At 48.9% G+C, this 16,618-nt stretch carries 15 protein-coding genes; 13 read left to right on the forward strand and 2 right to left on the reverse strand.

Translation table 11 applies throughout. The features are described 5' to 3' along the window. The first annotated feature begins 35 nt into the window (after positions 1-35). The 12 genes from gcvPA to C3B52_RS08090 all read left to right on the forward strand — a co-directional run bounded on the left by gcvPA (position 36) and on the right by C3B52_RS08090 (position 14,151). Positions 36-1,343: an aminomethyl-transferring glycine dehydrogenase subunit GcvPA gene (gene gcvPA, locus C3B52_RS08030; RefSeq protein WP_373419715.1), complete on the forward strand. Its 1,308-nt coding sequence runs from the start codon at positions 36-38 to the stop codon at positions 1,341-1,343. After that, positions 1,336-2,856, forward strand: a complete 1,521-nt coding sequence (gene gcvPB, locus C3B52_RS08035) for an aminomethyl-transferring glycine dehydrogenase subunit GcvPB (protein ID WP_103105563.1) — start codon at positions 1,336-1,338, stop codon at positions 2,854-2,856. The genes gcvPA and gcvPB overlap by 8 nt, the downstream gene beginning before the upstream one ends. Continuing rightward, the gene (gene lipA, locus C3B52_RS08040; protein WP_103105564.1) at positions 2,837-3,715 is read left to right on the forward strand and encodes a lipoyl synthase; all 879 of its coding nucleotides are present in this window, start codon (positions 2,837-2,839) and stop codon (positions 3,713-3,715) included. Before gcvPB ends, lipA begins: the two co-directional genes overlap by 20 nt. Positions 3,716-3,820: 105 nt before the next feature. Beyond that, entirely contained in the window at positions 3,821-4,696 is an 876-nt protein-coding gene (gene purU, locus C3B52_RS08045; protein WP_103105565.1) for a formyltetrahydrofolate deformylase, read from the forward strand. A 396-nt stretch (positions 4,697-5,092) separates the two neighbouring features. Then, positions 5,093-6,466, forward strand: coding sequence for a sigma-54 interaction domain-containing protein (locus C3B52_RS08055; protein ID WP_103105567.1), 1,374 nt, complete (start codon positions 5,093-5,095; stop codon positions 6,464-6,466). Between the two features lie 227 nt (positions 6,467-6,693). Further along, the gene (speB, locus tag C3B52_RS08060; protein WP_103105568.1) at positions 6,694-7,650 is read left to right on the forward strand and encodes an agmatinase; all 957 of its coding nucleotides are present in this window, start codon (positions 6,694-6,696) and stop codon (positions 7,648-7,650) included. Positions 7,651-7,728: 78 nt separating this feature from the next. After that, positions 7,729-9,138 carry a purine-cytosine permease family protein gene (locus C3B52_RS08065; protein ID WP_103105569.1) on the forward strand — a complete coding sequence of 470 codons (1,410 nt, stop codon included), beginning with the start codon at positions 7,729-7,731 and terminating at the stop codon, positions 9,136-9,138. A gap of 121 nt (positions 9,139-9,259) precedes the next feature. Beyond that, positions 9,260-9,847: a helix-turn-helix domain-containing protein gene (locus tag C3B52_RS08070; RefSeq protein WP_235615634.1), complete on the forward strand. Its 588-nt coding sequence runs from the start codon at positions 9,260-9,262 to the stop codon at positions 9,845-9,847. A gap of 331 nt (positions 9,848-10,178) precedes the next feature. Next, entirely contained in the window at positions 10,179-11,459 is a 1,281-nt protein-coding gene (locus C3B52_RS08075) for a hydroxymethylglutaryl-CoA reductase, degradative (RefSeq protein ID WP_103105571.1), read from the forward strand. Continuing rightward, complete coding sequence (locus C3B52_RS08080) at positions 11,449-11,892, forward strand: hypothetical protein (RefSeq protein WP_103105572.1); 444 nt, start codon at positions 11,449-11,451, stop codon at positions 11,890-11,892. Before C3B52_RS08075 ends, C3B52_RS08080 begins: the two co-directional genes overlap by 11 nt. Further along, positions 11,889-13,244, forward strand: coding sequence for a tripartite tricarboxylate transporter permease (locus tag C3B52_RS08085; protein ID WP_103105573.1), 1,356 nt, complete (start codon positions 11,889-11,891; stop codon positions 13,242-13,244). The genes C3B52_RS08080 and C3B52_RS08085 overlap by 4 nt, the downstream gene beginning before the upstream one ends. Before the next feature lie 7 nt (positions 13,245-13,251). Then, positions 13,252-14,151 (forward strand): hydroxymethylglutaryl-CoA lyase, encoded by a 900-nt coding sequence (locus tag C3B52_RS08090; protein ID WP_103105574.1) that lies wholly within the window; start codon positions 13,252-13,254, stop codon positions 14,149-14,151. A 66-nt stretch (positions 14,152-14,217) separates the two neighbouring features. Here the strand turns inward: C3B52_RS08090 and def are convergent, their stop codons facing one another. Both def and C3B52_RS08100 read right to left on the reverse strand, forming a co-directional pair. Next, positions 14,218-14,736: a peptide deformylase gene (gene def / locus C3B52_RS08095; protein WP_103105575.1), complete on the reverse strand. Its 519-nt coding sequence runs from the start codon at positions 14,734-14,736 to the stop codon at positions 14,218-14,220. Positions 14,737-14,758: 22 nt separating this feature from the next. Continuing rightward, positions 14,759-14,998, reverse strand: coding sequence for a helix-turn-helix domain-containing protein (locus tag C3B52_RS08100; RefSeq protein WP_103105576.1), 240 nt, complete (start codon positions 14,996-14,998; stop codon positions 14,759-14,761). 381 nt (positions 14,999-15,379) lie between these two features. Here C3B52_RS08100 and C3B52_RS08105 point away from each other — a divergent pair, with 381 nt between their 5' ends. Beyond that, positions 15,380-16,618: an MFS transporter gene (locus C3B52_RS08105; protein WP_103105577.1), complete on the forward strand. Its 1,239-nt coding sequence runs from the start codon at positions 15,380-15,382 to the stop codon at positions 16,616-16,618.

Genomic DNA, 16,618 nt, shown 5'->3' on the forward strand with positions numbered 1-16,618 from the left:
GCTATCTGCCTACGACCCCAGAAGACAAAGCTGAAATGCTCTCCTTTCTTGGAATTGAGAGCGTCGAAGAGCTTTTTGCGGATATTCCTGAAAGCGTACGTTTCAAAGGAAGCCTGCAAATTCCTGCTGCTTTATCAGAACCGGATACTGTCCGGCATTTCACCAAGCTTGCCAGAAAAAATGTAGACGCAAGTGAGTATGCCTATTTCCTCGGAGCGGGCATCTACGATCATTACATCCCAAGCACGGTCAACCATGTAATTTCGCGCTCCGAGTTTTATACAGCTTATACACCGTATCAGCCTGAGATCAGCCAGGGAGAGCTGCAAGCGATTTTCGAGTTCCAGACGATGATTTGCGAGCTGTCTGGAATGGAGGTAGCCAACTCCTCGATGTATGACGGAGCTACTGCTTTTGCCGAGGCAGCGAACCTGGCAGTTGGCGGAGCATCCGGGAAAAACGTGGTTGTATCCAAAGCCGTTCATCCGGAAGCACGCGAGATTCTGCATGTCAATGCAAAAGGTCAGGGTTATGAGGTCATTGAGGTGGACTGCAAAGGCGGCGTGACGGACCTGGCAGCATTGGAGAGTGCCGTCAATGAAAATACAGCAGCGGTAATGGTTCAATACCCGAACTTCTTCGGTGCGGTGGAGGATTTGGTCTCGATCGAAAAGATTGCCCATAAACAAAAAGGCTTGTTTGTTGTCAGCTCCAATCCATTGGCTCTGGGCGTTCTTCAGCCACCCGGAGCGTACAACGCGGATATCGTCGTGGGCGAAGTGCAGCCTTTAGGTATTCAAATGCAGCTTGGCGGACCATCGTGCGGATATTTCGCGGTGAAAGAAAAGCTGATGCGCAAAATTCCTGGACGAATCGTAGGACAAACGACAGACCAGGAAGGTAAAAGAGGCTTCGTACTCACCCTGCAAGCGCGTGAGCAGCATATCCGCCGGGAAAAAGCGACGTCCAATATTTGCTCCAACCAAGCATTAAATGCACTCGCTGCCTCTGTCGCCATGTCTGCATTGGGTAAAACAGGCGTACAGGAAATGGCGCGGTTGAACGTACAAAAAACACAGTATGCGATTCGTGAAATCGCCAAGCTACCCGACTACAGCCTGGTTCATCACAATCCCGTATTCAATGAATTCGTTGTAAAGGCACCAAAATCTGTAGCAGAAGTAAACCGCGAGCTGCTCAAGCGCAAAATCGTCGGTGGATACGATTTGGGACGCGATTATCCTGAACTTGAGGGCCATATGCTGCTGGCTGTGACAGAAGCACGTACAAAAGAAGAAATTGATGCACTTGTCCAAGGATTGGAGGAAATCGGCCGTGGGTAACAACAAGGAGAAAGAACTTATTTTTGAAATGAGCAAAAAAGGTCGCGTAGCGTACAGCTTGTCTGAATGTGATGTTCCAGAGGTTGCGCTCGATTCTGTTTTCCCTGCCGAGTACCTGCGTCAAACGCCGGCAGAGCTGCCTGAGGTATCCGAGCTGGACCTGATGCGTCACTATACGGAGCTGTCCAATCGCAACATCGGAATCGACACTACCTTTTACCCGCTCGGCTCTTGCACGATGAAATACAATCCGAAAATCAACGAAGATGTGGCTCGCTATGCGGGCTTCGCCAAAATCCATCCATATCAAGCGGAAGAGACACTGCAAGGCGCTCTGCAGGTGCTTTATGATTTGCAGACCGAGCTGTGTGAAATTACGGGCATGGATGAAGTGAGCCTGCAGCCTGCGGCAGGTGCCCAAGGCGAGTGGACTGCACTGATGATGATTCGCGCTTACCACGAGAGCCGCGGTGAGAATCGGACACAGGTCATCGTACCGGATACGGCGCACGGAACCAACCCGGCGAGTGTAGCAGTAGCTGGCTTGGAAACCGTCACGATTTCATCAGACGAACAAGGGAACGTAAACCTCGATGAGCTGCGCAAGGCAGTCGGTCCAAACACAGCTGCCCTTATGCTGACGAACCCGAGCACGCTTGGCTTGTTTGAAGAAAACATCGTAGAAATCGCGAAAATCGTCCACGAAGCGGGCGGAATGCTCTATTACGATGGAGCGAATACAAATGCGATCCTGGGAATTACTCGCCCCGGAGATATGGGCTTTGACGTCGTTCACCTGAACATGCATAAAACATTTACCGGGCCACATGGCGGCGGTGGTCCTGGTGCGGGTCCGATTGGCTGCAAAAAGGAACTGGTGCCGTTCTTGCCTCGTCCAAAAGTAGTAAAGGATGGCGAGACGTATCGCCTGGACTACGATATTCCACAATCCATCGGGCGTGTGAAGGCATACTACGGCAACTTTGGCATTTTGCTGCGCACGTTTGTCTACATCCGCGCGAACGGTCCCGTAGGATTGCGGCGTGTATCGGAAGAGGCTGTGCTCAATGCGAACTACATGATGCGCAAGCTGGCTCCTTACTACGATCTCGCGTATGACCGCATCTGCAAGCATGAATTTGTCTTGTCTGGTCGTCGTCAAAAGAAGCTCGGTGTGCGCACGCTCGATATCGCCAAGCGTTTGCTTGATTTCGGGTATCATCCACCAACGATTTACTTTCCGCTCATTGTCGATGAATGCATGATGATCGAGCCGACAGAGACCGAGTCCAAAGAGACCATGGATAAATTTATTGACGTGTTGATCGAAATTGCCAAGGAAGTGGAAGAAAATCCTGCGATTGTTCAGGAAGCGCCTCACACTACGGTCGTCTCCCGTCTGGATGAGGTAACAGCTGCACGTAAACCGATCCTGCGTTATCGTAAGGCTCTTGAAGAACAAGCTGCGCTTCAAGAGGAGGGGAGCAAAGTAAATGAGGGTGTCAACGTCTGAGCGCAAGCCTGATTGGTTAAAAATAAAGCTAAACACGAACGACCAGATGAAAGAGCTAAAAGCGATCATGCGTGGCAGTGAGCTGCACACCGTCTGCGAAGAGGCGAAGTGCCCCAATATATACGAGTGCTGGAGCAATCGAACAGCGACGTTTATGATTCTGGGGAGCATTTGCACACGGGCATGCCGCTTTTGTGCCGTGAATACAGGCTTGCCTACCGAGCTGGACAGAGCAGAGCCGGAAAAGGTAGCCAAAGCTACTGCCCAAATGGGATTGAAACATGTGGTCGTAACCTCCGTGGCGCGTGATGACCTGCAGGATGGCGGAGCAGCCATTTTTGCAGAAACGATTCGTGCCATTCGCACGCGTAATCCAATCACCGGAGTGGAAGTGCTGATACCCGACTTTAACGGCTGCGAGGAATCGCTAGCGGTCGTATTGGCAGCGAAGCCAGATATTTTGAACCACAATATCGAAACGGTGGAGCGCTTGTCCGATCGTGTGCGGGCGAGGGCAAAGTATCATCGCTCGCTGACACTCTTGCAAAATGCCAAGAAGCTTCGCGAAGGGCAAATGACCAAGTCGAGCATCATGCTGGGGCTTGGTGAGACGCTGGAAGAGATCGTACAAACGATGCGCGACCTGCGGGCAGTAGCGTGCAATATCCTCACGGTGGGGCAGTATTTGCAGCCTACCAGAAAGCATCTTTCTGTCATCAAATATTACACGCCAGAAGAGTTCCGCGAGATAAAAGAAATCGGACTCGAAATGGGCTTTGATCACGTAGAATCAGGCCCGCTTGTTCGCAGCTCTTATCACGCCCACGAACAGGTTGAGAAAGCAACTATGGCTAAGTAAATCAATTAATCATTGCGTCGCAAAAGGAAAAACTCCCGTGCTTATTTTTACTGGCAACGGGAGCTTCCTGTTTGTACGTGGAATTGAAAAAACGGAGGAACCAGTATGAATCGCAACCTGATGAAAAACGAAAACAGAGCTGTACTTTTAATTTCTTGCCCGGAGCGACTAGGCATTATCTCCGCAGTCTCCAACCTGCTTTTCAGCTACAAAGCCAACATCGTTCAATTCGATCAGCATACGACAGATTCGCGCGACGGCATGTTTTTCATGCGGATTCAATTTGATTTGGACGCACTCCCAGAAGCCTACCCGAAGCTGGAAAAGGACCTGTCTGCCATGGCCGAGGAATACCCGATGGAATGGCGTCTCAGCAAGGAGAACGAGATCAAACGCATGGCTATTTTTGTGTCCAAGATGGACCATTGCCTCGTCGAGCTGCTATGGCGCTGGAAATCCAAAGAAATTCTCGTGGATATCCCGATGGTTATCAGCAACCATCCTGACGCCAAGGAAACGGTAGAGGCGTACGGCATTCCTTTTTACCATATCCCGATGTCATCGCAGAGCAAGGAAGAATCGGAGCGTGCTGCGCTTGCACTTTTGCAGGATAAAGTAGACTTCATCGTGCTGGCGAGATACATGCAGATTCTTTCCCCACGCTTTATTGCGAAGTATCCAAACCAAATCATCAACATCCATCACTCCTTCCTGCCCGCCTTTATTGGGGCCAATCCATACCAGCGCGCCTTCACCCGCGGCGTAAAACTGATCGGAGCCACTGCACACTACGTCACGAACGACCTCGACGAAGGACCGATCATCGAGCAAGACGTCATCCGCGTCAACCATCGCCAAAACGAAACCGACCTGAAAGTCGCCGGGCGCCACGTCGAACGAAACGTCCTCGCCCAAGCCATCTCCTGGCACGTTGAAGACAAAGTCATCGTCTACGGCAATAAAACAATCGTATTCGCGTAGGGGGGCGTGCGCATCCGCGAGCGACTAGCTAGGTTTTCCGATGTTCTCGTTTTAAAAAACACGAGGACGATTACAGCTAGTCAGAGGAAAAAGGAGAAAAAAGCGAAGATCTTTGGAACACCGCCCAGGCGGAATGAAAAAAGCGAAACACGTTTTTAAGCGTCCACCTCTGTGAGGCATCCTGAAAGGGCGACTTTTGGACGCGGTTTCGCTTTTTTCATGCAGCCGGACATCAAATGCTCCTAGCAAGTGTTCCAAGAATCTGGAGCTTTTTTCTCCTTTTTCCTCACCCCGCATAGAACGACGACAAAATCGCCCTCAGTTCCCCCTCCCCCTCTAGGCAATCTAGTCTTTTTTGACTATTCTATAATCAATAATGACTAGGTGGTGCAAGCAATGGAAATCAAGCATGATGTTTTTCTCAAACATATCATTCAAAACTCGTTTGACGAGATCTTTGTGATTGATACAAAAGGAAATGTCATCTTTGTCAGCCCTACCTGTAAAGAAATGTTCGGTATCCCTGCAGAGGAAATGGTCAAGCAAAACGTCTACGACCTCGAAGCCAGAGGGATATTTTCACCGTCTGTTACCGCTATGGTACTGAAAACGAGAAATAAAGAAACGGTCATACAAGACACCCAAACGGGAAGAAAAAATGTCGCTTCCGCCTATCCCATTTTTGATGAACAGGGTGAATTCGTGGGTGCCGTCAGCTTTTCCAGGGACATCACTGAGCTGGAATACTTGAAAAAGCGAGATGACCAGGTCGCTAAAACGATGCTCTACTACCAAAAGGAGCTGGAACAAAGAAAAAAGAGCAACAAGCCAAGCTCGTATGTGCGGTCAGGGAAAATGGAAAAGGTGTACGATGTCGTCTCCAAGGTAGCGGGGCTTGATGTGACTGTGCTGCTCGTAGGTGAGTCAGGGGTCGGGAAAAACCATCTGGCGCAGACGATCCATGAGATGTCCAAAAGAAGAGAGAACCCGTTTATCGAGGTCAACTGTGGGGCGATCCCGGAGACCTTGATGGAATCGGAGCTGTTTGGCTATGAGGACGGAGCGTTTACAGGAGCGAAAAAAGGCGGGAGAAAGGGCTATTTCGAGGCAGCTGAAGGGGGAACGATCTTTTTGGACGAGATTGCCGAGCTGCCGCTGCATTTGCAGGTGAAGCTTTTGTCCGTACTGCAAAATCAAACGATTACGCGCGTGGGTGGCAATCAGAAGATCGAGTTGAAGTGCCGGATCATTTGTGCGACAAATCAGAATTTGGAACGCCGAATTGCTGAGAAAACGTTTCGTGAGGACTTGTACTACCGAATCAATGTCATCAAGATCGAGATCCCTCCAATTAGGGAAAGACGCGAAGAGATGGTGTCTCTCATTTACGATCTCACGGACGAAATCAATCAGAAATACAAAATGAACAAGCAGTTTTCGACCGCGATGGTGACGTGGCTGAGTCAGCAGGATTGGCCGGGGAATGTGAGAGAGCTGCGACATTTCATTGAAAAAACAATCATTACCGCCAACGATCAGCTCATCGAGTGGGATGAAGAGATGACAGGGAAAAAACAGCAGCAGGGGGATCACGAACAGGAGCTGACACTGGATGGGTATATGGAGATGCTCGAAAAGGATTTCATCCTGCGCATGTACAGAAAATACCCGAGCAGCGTAAAGCTCGCAGCAAAGCTAGGAATCAGCCAGTCAACAGCGAACCGCAAAATTAGAAAGTACCTCGGACAGGAGTTAGTCAAAAATGACTAGGAATGAGCGTGAATAACCTCCTCCTTTTTAATAAATGGCTTGAAAACCCTTATAACGGCGGGAATCGACATTTTTCTTCATTATCCTCTATTGGTTTGGCATCAGAATTGCTATAAGAGAGAGGCAAGTGCAAAACGAAAGGGGATAGTCAGAAGGGGAGCAACAGGAGTCTTTGGATAGGAGCATGCGACCGAAAAAGGGAAAGCCTAAAATGAGGAGGAGTAACAATGGTAGATAAAAGCGAAAAGCAAGTATTGAATTTACCGTACACAGGAATCTGTTCGTTTGGAAAATACCCGATTTGTACAGATTTGGATCAGCTGGATGCAGATGTAGCAATTATCGGTGTCCCATATGATATGGGCGCTCAATGGAAATCCGGTGCGAGAATGGGTCCGAGAGGCTTACGTGAAGGCTCGACGCTCTACAGCTTTGGCCTGGATGGTGCCTATGACATCGAGCGCGACGAAATGTATCTCGGACCCAACTGGCGGATCGTGGATTGTGGCGATGTAGATATGGTACATGGCGATTTATTCCAATCTTTCGAAAATACCGAAGAGGCGATCCGAAAAATTGTTAGCAAAGGCGCGATGCCCATCGTTTTGGGTGGCGATCACTCGATTACAATTCCAGTCGGCAAAGCACTCGATTCGGTTGGACCTTTTCATGTGATTCAAGTCGATGCGCATATGGACTGGGCCGATCATCGCTCCGGCCAACGCTTTGGACATGGCAGCTGCATTCGTCGTCTGTCTGAAATGGACCATGTCCAGCAGATTTTCCAATTTGGAATTCGTGGGATCAGCAGCAGTAAAAAAGAAGACATCGATGCTGCCAAGAATTATGGAAGCGTAATCATGTCTCCGCGACAAATGCGGAAAGCGGGCTTGGACGCTGTACTGGAACAAATTCCAGCAGGAGAACGCTATTTTGTCACCATTGATATTGATGGGCTTGATCCTTCCATCGCGCCTGGTACCGGTACACCATCACCAGGAGGACTCAGCTACGACGAGGTGAACGAGCTGCTGGAGGGAATTGCGAAGCGTGGGCAGGTCATCGGCTTTGATTTGACCGAGGTGTCCCCGCCTTATGATACGACCGGGATTACGAGCCAGGTAGGCGCACGGATCATTCTTGATTTTGTCAGCTTTATTTTGAAAGAGAGAGAAAGAAAGTAGTCAGTAAAGCGACTAGGTGGATTTGGGGGCAGAATCATCTTCTGCCTTCTACTACAACAAATGATGGGGGGAGCTAGCATGAAGGTAGAGACGAGGAGTATTGAGTTTGTTCCTGTAGATGAGCGGCATGGCAAGGCAAGAGACCTGTTTCCGGTCTGGTTTGGCGCACAAATGCATATCACGACGCTGGTCACGGGTGCACTATGTATCAGCTTTGGCTTGAATCTGTTCTGGAGTATCGTCGCTATTATCGTCGGAAATTTACTGGGCGCGTTATTCATGGCTTCTCACTCCGCGCAGGGACCCAAGCTGGGAATACCGCAAATGATCCAGAGCCGTGCTCAGTTTGGTGTTATCGGCGCGATTATTCCGCTTTTGATCGTGATATTTATGTACCTCGGATTTTTTGCGAGTAGTGGTTTATTCGGTGCACAAACCTTGGCCAGTGCATTCAATCTGGATCTTACGTGGAGCATCATTTTGATGAACGGGGTTACGTTTTTGATTACGTTATATGGTCATGACATTATCCATAAAATGCAGAAGTATTTATCATGGCTGTTCTTCATCGTTTTCCTGATTGCCACTTACATGGTCTTTCAATTACCTTTGCCAGCAGGAAGCTGGTCTCCTGGCAGCCTCAATCTCTCTGCTTTCATGCTATCCGTCGCCGTTGTTGCTACGTGGCAATTATCCTTTGCGCCCTATGTCGCCGATTATTCCCGCTATTTGCCCGTCAAAACCTCTGTGGCGAAAACGTTCTGGTATACGTACGCAGGCTCTGTTTCCGGTACGATGTGGATGATGGGGCTTGGGGTCATTTTAACGGTTGCCATTCCCGGCTATCTCGATCAGGCAGGTGCGAATTTTGCCAAGATGTTCGGGGCGTTCGCGCTGTTTATGTATCTTGTACTGGTAGCCGGACAGCTATCCATTAACGTGTTTAATCTCTACGGTGCCTTCATGTCCCTGACAACGACAATTGAGCCTTTCATGAAATTGCGAATTACGCCAAAAGTGCGTTTCGTCCTTATGCTTCTGGTAACGGTGGTCGGTACGGCAATCGAGATCGGTGGACAAGGCAATTTCCTTAGTCTGTTTGTCAACTTCATTTTGTTCATTAGCTACTTCCTGATTCCGTGGACCGCGATCAATCTGGTCGATTACTATCTGCTGCGCAGAGGCGAGTACAGTGTAAAAGACATTTTTGATCGCAAGGGGAAATACGGTGCCGTCAACTGGATTACGGCGGTTGCGTATATCGTATCGGTCATCGTCGAGATCCCGTTTATCAACACCTCCTTCTATGTAGGACCAGTCGCTGAGGCTCTGGATGGAGCAGATATTGCCTGGATTTTGGGACTTATCGTTCCATCTGTGCTGTATTACTATCCGATGAAGCGTAAGATCCAAAGAGAGCAGGAGGAGCAGCAAAGTGTTTCCGAAACGACAACCGAAATCGTTCTGGAAAATATTATCGCAAAATAAAGAATATTGAAATGAATTTCCTCCCCTTTTAAAGGGAGGCTTTCTTTTGTTGACCGAATAACTGGGGTGATTGAATTTCGTTCAACTTTGTTGATAGATCAATCATGAGTCGGTATAATCAATGAGTGAACAACGGAAGAAGGGGATGGTTGTCATCGATTTATCAGAAATTGGGAAACGAATCAGGAAAGCAAGACTTAGCCAGGGATTCACACAACAGGAGCTCGCTGACCGCTGTGGGTTCACCAAAAGTCTTCTTTCTAAAATAGAAAACGGTCAAACCGCCTCAGCTGTTGCGACACTATCAAAGATTGCCGATCACTTGAAGACCCCGCTGGCGTGGTTTCTCGAAGAAAATCGCGAGGAGCATCTGGTTCTGTCCCCTCAAAACAAACGTACCTCCAAAATCGGCAGCAAGGAAATGGGCTATTTGTATGAAACACTCGCAAACCGCTCGCGGTTCAGTAAAATTGAGCCTGTACTTGTTACCGTTCCATTGGATATTGATACAACAGAGCCGTTCACCCATCCGGAAGAAGAGTTTATTTATATCGTAAGTGGAGCCATCGTTTTGTATTACGACGGAGACAAGCATATCCTCGAAGAAGGCGACACCGCTTATTTTTCAGGCAGTAAGCCGCATATTTTTCTCCCCCACGGCGATCAGGAAGCCAAGGTGCTGAGTGTATTCATTCAGCCGTCCACCTAGCCTGACTTTTTCTATCAGAACAACCCCCGATTAGCAAGACTCACGCGATGTTTACCGTACCGTTTCATTTGCAGGTGCGGTAAATTGTCTTTCTCTCAGCTTCCCTCAGCATCTTCTCTCAACCCGATCTCGTGAAAATTTTGAATCATCCCCATTTACAGAGCAGTGCAACATGTAGTAGTATATGGTCATTCAACAAAGTTGAATAAAAAGAAACATGATTGAGCTGTATTGATATCTTTTTTGAAAGCGTTTTACAAATCGAGCGCTCGATAAGGCAAGCAAGATTGATAAAACTAGCACAAATCATCATAGAGTAGGAGAATGCACAATGAGTACGAGTCGCGTATCCGGTTTTTACAAACTATCTCCACAGGAACGTCTGAATCTAGTTGCAGATGCAAGACAACTGAGTGAGGAAGAAAAGCAAATCCTCAGCGGGGCCACACCTTTTCCGCTCAAAAGCGCAAACGCCATGATTGAAAATGCAGTTGGCGTCATGTCGATCCCTTTGGGAATTGCCACGAATTTCAAGATTAATGGAGTCGACCGCTTTGTTACAATGGCGACAGAAGAAGCATCGGTCGTTGCCGCTGCGAGCAATGCTGCACGGACAGCGTATGAGCTGGGCGGATTTTTCACTTCACTGAGCGGGTCGATTATGCGCGGACAAATTCAAGTAGTAGATTTGCCAGATCCGTATGGGGCTATGGCTCGCATCTATGAAAACAAGCAAGGAATTCTCGATCGCTGTAATGCCAAAGATCCTACGCTTGTGTCGCTCGGCGGGGGAGCCATCGATGTAGAGGTCCATGTCATTGAACGTGCAAAAGAACCCATGCTGGTGATCCATCTGCTGGTCGATACTCGTGACGCGATGGGGGCAAATGCAGTAAACACCATGGCAGAGGCTGTTGCGCCTTACATAGAAGAAGTAACAGGCGGGCGAGTGGTACTGCGCATTATTTCAAATTTGGCAGATCGTCGACTCGTCCGTGCCAGAGCCGTTTTTTCCGCAGAAGAGCTGGGTGGTGCCGAGGTCGTTTGTAACATTATCCGTGCTTACGAGTTTGCAGAATGTGACCCATATCGTGCGACGACACATAACAAGGGCATCATGAACGGAATATCGGCAGTCGTACTGGCGACTGGAAACGATACACGTGCTGTTGAATCGGGTGCACATGCCTATGCGTCAGTCTCTGGACGCTACCGTTCCTTGACCCGCTGGGAAATCAATAAAGACGGAAATCTCGTAGGAACTATCGAATTGCCGATGGCAGTTGGAATCGTAGGGGGAGCAACCAAATCCCATCCGACAGCACGTATGTCACTCAAGGTGATGGATATTCAAAACGCAGAAGAACTGGCAGGGACGATTGCCGCAGTTGGCCTCGCGCAAAACCTGGCTGCGATGCGCGCACTTGCTGCCGAAGGAATTCAAAAAGGACACATGGCTCTGCATGCACGCAATCTCGCAGTAATGGCTGGTGCAAAGGACGACCAGATTGATGAAGTGGTGAAGCAGGCGATCTTGGCCAAAGACGTTCGGTACGATCGCATTTTGGAGCTGACAAAACAATTGCAGGCGGGGGTTGCGAATGAAAACTGAAGCGGTCGTGAAAGAAGCGCAAGTGAACACGTCCAAGCAAGAGTACATTGAGATTTTGGGAGATACGGTTGTGCCATCGCGTATTCTTCTGGCGGTCATCATCAGCGTCATCGCCAGTATCGGTGGCTACTTTCTGGGGAAAAGCATTTTTCCCCAGATCGCTGAGGCAAAAATGGTTTCCTCTTACTCGCTGCTGCTCGGTATCGGCGGGAGTGTGATTGCCCTCATTATTTGCTCCAAGCTGTTCAAGCCAAGCCGCATCCTGATGGAAGAAGAGACCTCTTCTGAAGGCTTGGAAGAAATTTTGCAAGATTTGCAAGCAGATGCCAAGTCCGAGTATGAACTGATCAAAAACGACCCCGTGACGAAAAAAGAGATGGAAGAGCTGGGGATTTTGGAGACATTCAAACGTAGCGGGGAGAGAAGCCAATGAGCGTATTAATGATTTCGATTTTGTTTGCTTTAGCAGGAGCGCTGATCTTTACGTTGATCGGTTTAGTTTCGGGCACTGATGAAACCGCTATCATTGTTCCGTTTACCTTGCTGGTTATTTTGCTTGGCGCTCCGCCAGAGGCAGTCTTTTCCTTCTTCATGGCAGCGGTTTTATCCAAGCACTTGACCCATGCGATACCGACCGCCCTCATGGGGGTACCGGGAGATACGACAGCTGTTCCGTTGATTGACCACGCGTCCGCTCTGCGCAGACTAGGTGTTCCTCACGTCGCGCTGCGCAAAATGCTGTCCGGTGGCTTGATCGGAGCTTTCATCGCGCTGCCAACAGCTGTATTGTTCGGACAGTTTCTTGGACAGTTCGCAGACTTTTTCAAATCGGCTTCCGGCTTGATTTTTACTCTGGCTGCGATTCTCATTGCCTATTTTTCTAAAGGGAAATGGGTAAGTGTCCTGATGATTATCCCGTTTGCCTTCTTCATTAAAAGTATCGACACGTTCAGCTTCAGTGTCGTAGAAAAGCATCTGAGCATCAGCTTCTTCCTGGGGATCGCGATCGGTCCGATGTTTTCCGATATTCTCGTGTCCCTGTCGTCGAGCGCGAGAAAATCACTCGTTCGTTCTGCACCAAAAGAGTATCATCTAGCACCAGAGGTCAAGGGCTGGAAAGGGTTTTTCCCGAATCCGTTTAAGGTGTTGACCGGCAGACAGACAGCTCATACAGCAGCGACCTCTTTTGTGTCTTCCCTTACATTTGCCTTTAGCCCGGTGGGAATGACCTCGCTGATGGGGGAGATTGTCGGCTCGCGAAACAAAGGCGTTTACAAAAAGTCGACCTCCAGTCTGGCTGCGATGAATGGGGTAACGGAGTCCACGTATATTGCGGAGGCGATCATTCCGCTTTTGGCATTCGGGATTCCACTCAGCCCGGTTGCACTCGGACCTGCTTCTCCGTTGTTTAATGCACCACCTGTCTTTACGAGTGATCCGGTTAACAACCTGCATAATATGCTGACACCATGGGAGTTTTTCCTCTACGGCCTGATTGGTCTGGTCATCGCGTCGATCATTGCTTATCCGTTTGCGATGAACTACGCGCGCACAGCTACCGTATTTGTCATGAAGAATATCAGCCAGGAAGCGATTGTCGGAATGTTTATCGGGCTTGCATGCCTGCTTGCCTTCCATGAGGCAGGGCTGGTGGGGATCATGCTGACACTGACTATGGCAACTGTTGGTGGACTGTTGAACCGTGTACTCGGTGTAAGCTCCGGTGTACAATTCATGATTTTTTATGGTTCCACGTACATGATGACAAAACTGTTGGGAGCGTGATGGAGAAATGAAGATCGAACCGATATCGATTAGCATTAAGGAAGTAGCGCCACGAGACGGCTTGCAAAATGAATCGGTCTTCGTGGATACCCAGGACAAAATTGCGTGGATCAATCAGCTCTCGCATACTGGCTTGTCCTATATCGAGATCACATCCTTTGTCCACCCGAAGTGGATTCCAGCACTCGCGGATGCGCTAGAGGTCGCACAAGGCATCGAGCGTGTCCCAGGAGTCACATATGCGGCACTGGTGCCCAATGCACGTGGTTTGGAACGAGCACTCGCTGCCAATATAGACGAGGTATCTATCTTTTTGTCTGCCAGCGAAGGGCATAACCAAAGCAATATTAACAAGTCGATTGCACAGACACTGCCGATTCTCGCGGAGACGGCGCGGGATGCTCTCGCAGCTGGAAAAAGCGTCCGGGGATATGTCTCTACAGTGTTTGGCTGTCCATATGAAGGGGCTGTTCCAGTCGAGAATGTCATCCGTGTCACAGAAGCCTTGTTTGAGATGGGAGTCCGTGAAGTCTCACTAGGTGATACGATCGGGGTAGCAAATCCAGGGCAAGTACACGACGTGCTGGAGGTGCTTCTCAGGCATTTTGATGCCGGACAGCTGGCGATGCATTTTCACGATACCCGGGGCATGGCGATGGCGAATGTCCTGACATCTATCGAGATGGGCATGTCGATTTTCGATAGCTCTGTCGGCGGTCTTGGCGGATGTCCGTACGCGCCAGGGGCATCTGGCAATCTGGCTACTGATGATCTCTTGTACATGCTGGATGGGATGGGGATGAAGACAGGAGTTGATGCAGAAAAGCTGAAAGCAGCAGCTCTTTTCATCCAGCCAAAGATGGGGAGAACATTGCCAAGTCATAACATGCAAGCATGTCAGCCATAGAAGCAGAAAAATCCACACTGAGTAATCAGGTGGATTTTTTCACGTCAAAAGCTCTCAGTTTCGTAGCTACAGGCTTCGATTCGTGAGCCGCAAGACTTCTAAAAGGTTCGCTTTTCGCTTGGAGCGGTCGTGGAAAAAGCTGGTGCCCTCGATGCGGTCCACGTAGAGGATGCCATCTAAATGATCGATTTCATGTTGAATGCAGCGAGCCAGGTAATCTTCTGCTTCGAGAATAAAGCTCTCCCCTGTGCGTGTGTTGCTCTTCACTTTTACGTAATGGCTTCGCTTGACGATGCCGGAATATCCGGGTAAAGATAAGCAGGCTTCTGGACCAATTTGTTCGCCATGACTATCAAGAATTTCGGGATTAATCAGCTCGATCAAGCCATCCCCGCAATCCATGACGACCACTCTTTTTAAAATCCCGATTTGTGGGGCAGCCAGCCCTGCTCTGCCTTCTGCGGCGTACAAGGTATCCACCATATCATCTACCAATTTGGCGAGTCTATCGTTGAAATCTACTACCGGCTTTGCGACCTTTCGGAGAATTGGCTCTCCAAAAGGAACGATTGTTTTTTCTGCCATCGTTATCCTCCGCTGGGGTTATTTAAGCGCCTTTGCATTTGGATGGAGTATGGACCCAAAGATCATTCGGGGTGCAATCCAGAGCCGTACATAAAGCGTCAAGCGTATCAGCTTTCATCTGTTTGGGCTGACCATTGAGCAAAGCGCTGATCGACGGCGCGGAAATATGGTAACCCGCCTTTTCCTCCAATAAACGGGCGAGTGCCGCACCAGACCAGATGCCTCTGTCTGCCATAACTTTTCGCAGCATCCATACAAGCATGCCAAACCCACCTTTCCTTTATTACATTCTCCTGCACAGATTATTAGGTAACGACTAAAAATATTAGGTAATACCTAATATAACGTATCGGTTGAAAAAAGCAATAGCAGGATGGAAGCTCCAGACGAGAGGACGTTTGGAAATAGTGGGCAAGCTGGTTTATATAGAAGAAACACGAGATGCTTTACGGTCGCGATTGTTTGAGTCGAATTCAATTAACAAAATACTTTGCATATAATTGAGGGACCATATATAATCATCAACACATCTTCCACATGGGGATTAGCAATGCACAGCAAGCAGGCTGGAGGTGACGATGTGGTACTTATGAATGTTGTTCCCCCCGAGATACCCAAATTCTAAGCGATCTCGGGGGAGATTATGAGACAGGCATTGAATAGAAACATTGTTTTGCTTTTCGCAGGTTATTATTTGAAAACGATTGCTTATGGCATCGCTTATTTTGCGAGTATCGCTCTGGTGATGGAAATGAGTGATCATCCACTGGATGTAGGCATCATGACGATGCTGGAAACGCTGCCCTTTATGCTGTTCAGCGCTTACGCCGGCGTGCTGGCTGACAGATACAACCGTAAAGTGCAGATCATCTGCTCGTATCTGGTGCTTGCTTGCGCCATTTCCGCCGCTTTTTTCGCAGGGTCGCTGTGGTCCCTTAATCTTCTTGCCTTCGTAACGGGAACCGCCTATGCCTTTTCGTTTCCTGCCAAAAAGGCGCTGCAGCCGTCACTGGTCGAAGAAAAGCACTATCTGGAGCTAAACAGCCTGGAGGCTATGCTCAAAAATATTTTTCAAATCATCCGTCCTGCTTCTGCCGGAATGCTAGTGGCCTTTCTCGGTGCCCATCAAGCATTTTTGTTGGCTGGTGCGCTTTGTTTGATCGCGGCTTTACTCATGCTGCCGATCCATACTCCAAAGTCTGAAGAAAAGCCGAATCAGAGCGAAAACCAGGCACGCAGCAGTAGTCGCGGTCTTCACGATTTTTTCGAAGGGGTACGTTTGGTTGGTCAGGAAGCGTCCCTCACGTATTTGATACTCGTCCAGCTGTTGGTGACGTTTGTCATCTCTATGCAGGCAGCACTCACGTTCCTGTACGTGAAAGAGCATTTTTACGGATATGGCGATACGGAGACGATTGTGGGCGTATTGTTCTCGGTAACAGGCATTGGTGGTTTGCTTGGAGCCTTGTTTATGAACAAAATGCTCGTGTTTATCCGAATGATTCCGTTATTTTTGCTCAGCTTGGCACTGGACGGCGTTCTTGTCATCATTTTCGCAGTCAGTAAAGACCTTTATGCGGCAATTGCGATCTGGGTATTTTTAGGTGTTGTCGGGACAGTCAACAGTATTGTTACAGATACGGTCATTCAAAAGACAGTGAAAGCTGATATGCGTGGCCGGGTATACGGGATTGTCAGTACATGCAGTGAGCCTGTCAGCCTGCTCTCAAGCGGAGTGGGTACGAGCTTGGCTGCCCTTGTTGGCGCGAAAATGGTGTTTCTTTTAGCAGGAGCGTCTGAAGCAGTGGTAGCTGTGATAGGTAGATTGCTTCCTTCGTATCATCGGCTCAATCAGACCATCAAAGAGTCTGACGAAAAATAA

Source organism: Brevibacillus reuszeri (genome assembly GCF_002897295.1).
Lineage (GTDB): Bacteria > Bacillota > Bacilli > Brevibacillales > Brevibacillaceae > Brevibacillus > Brevibacillus reuszeri_A.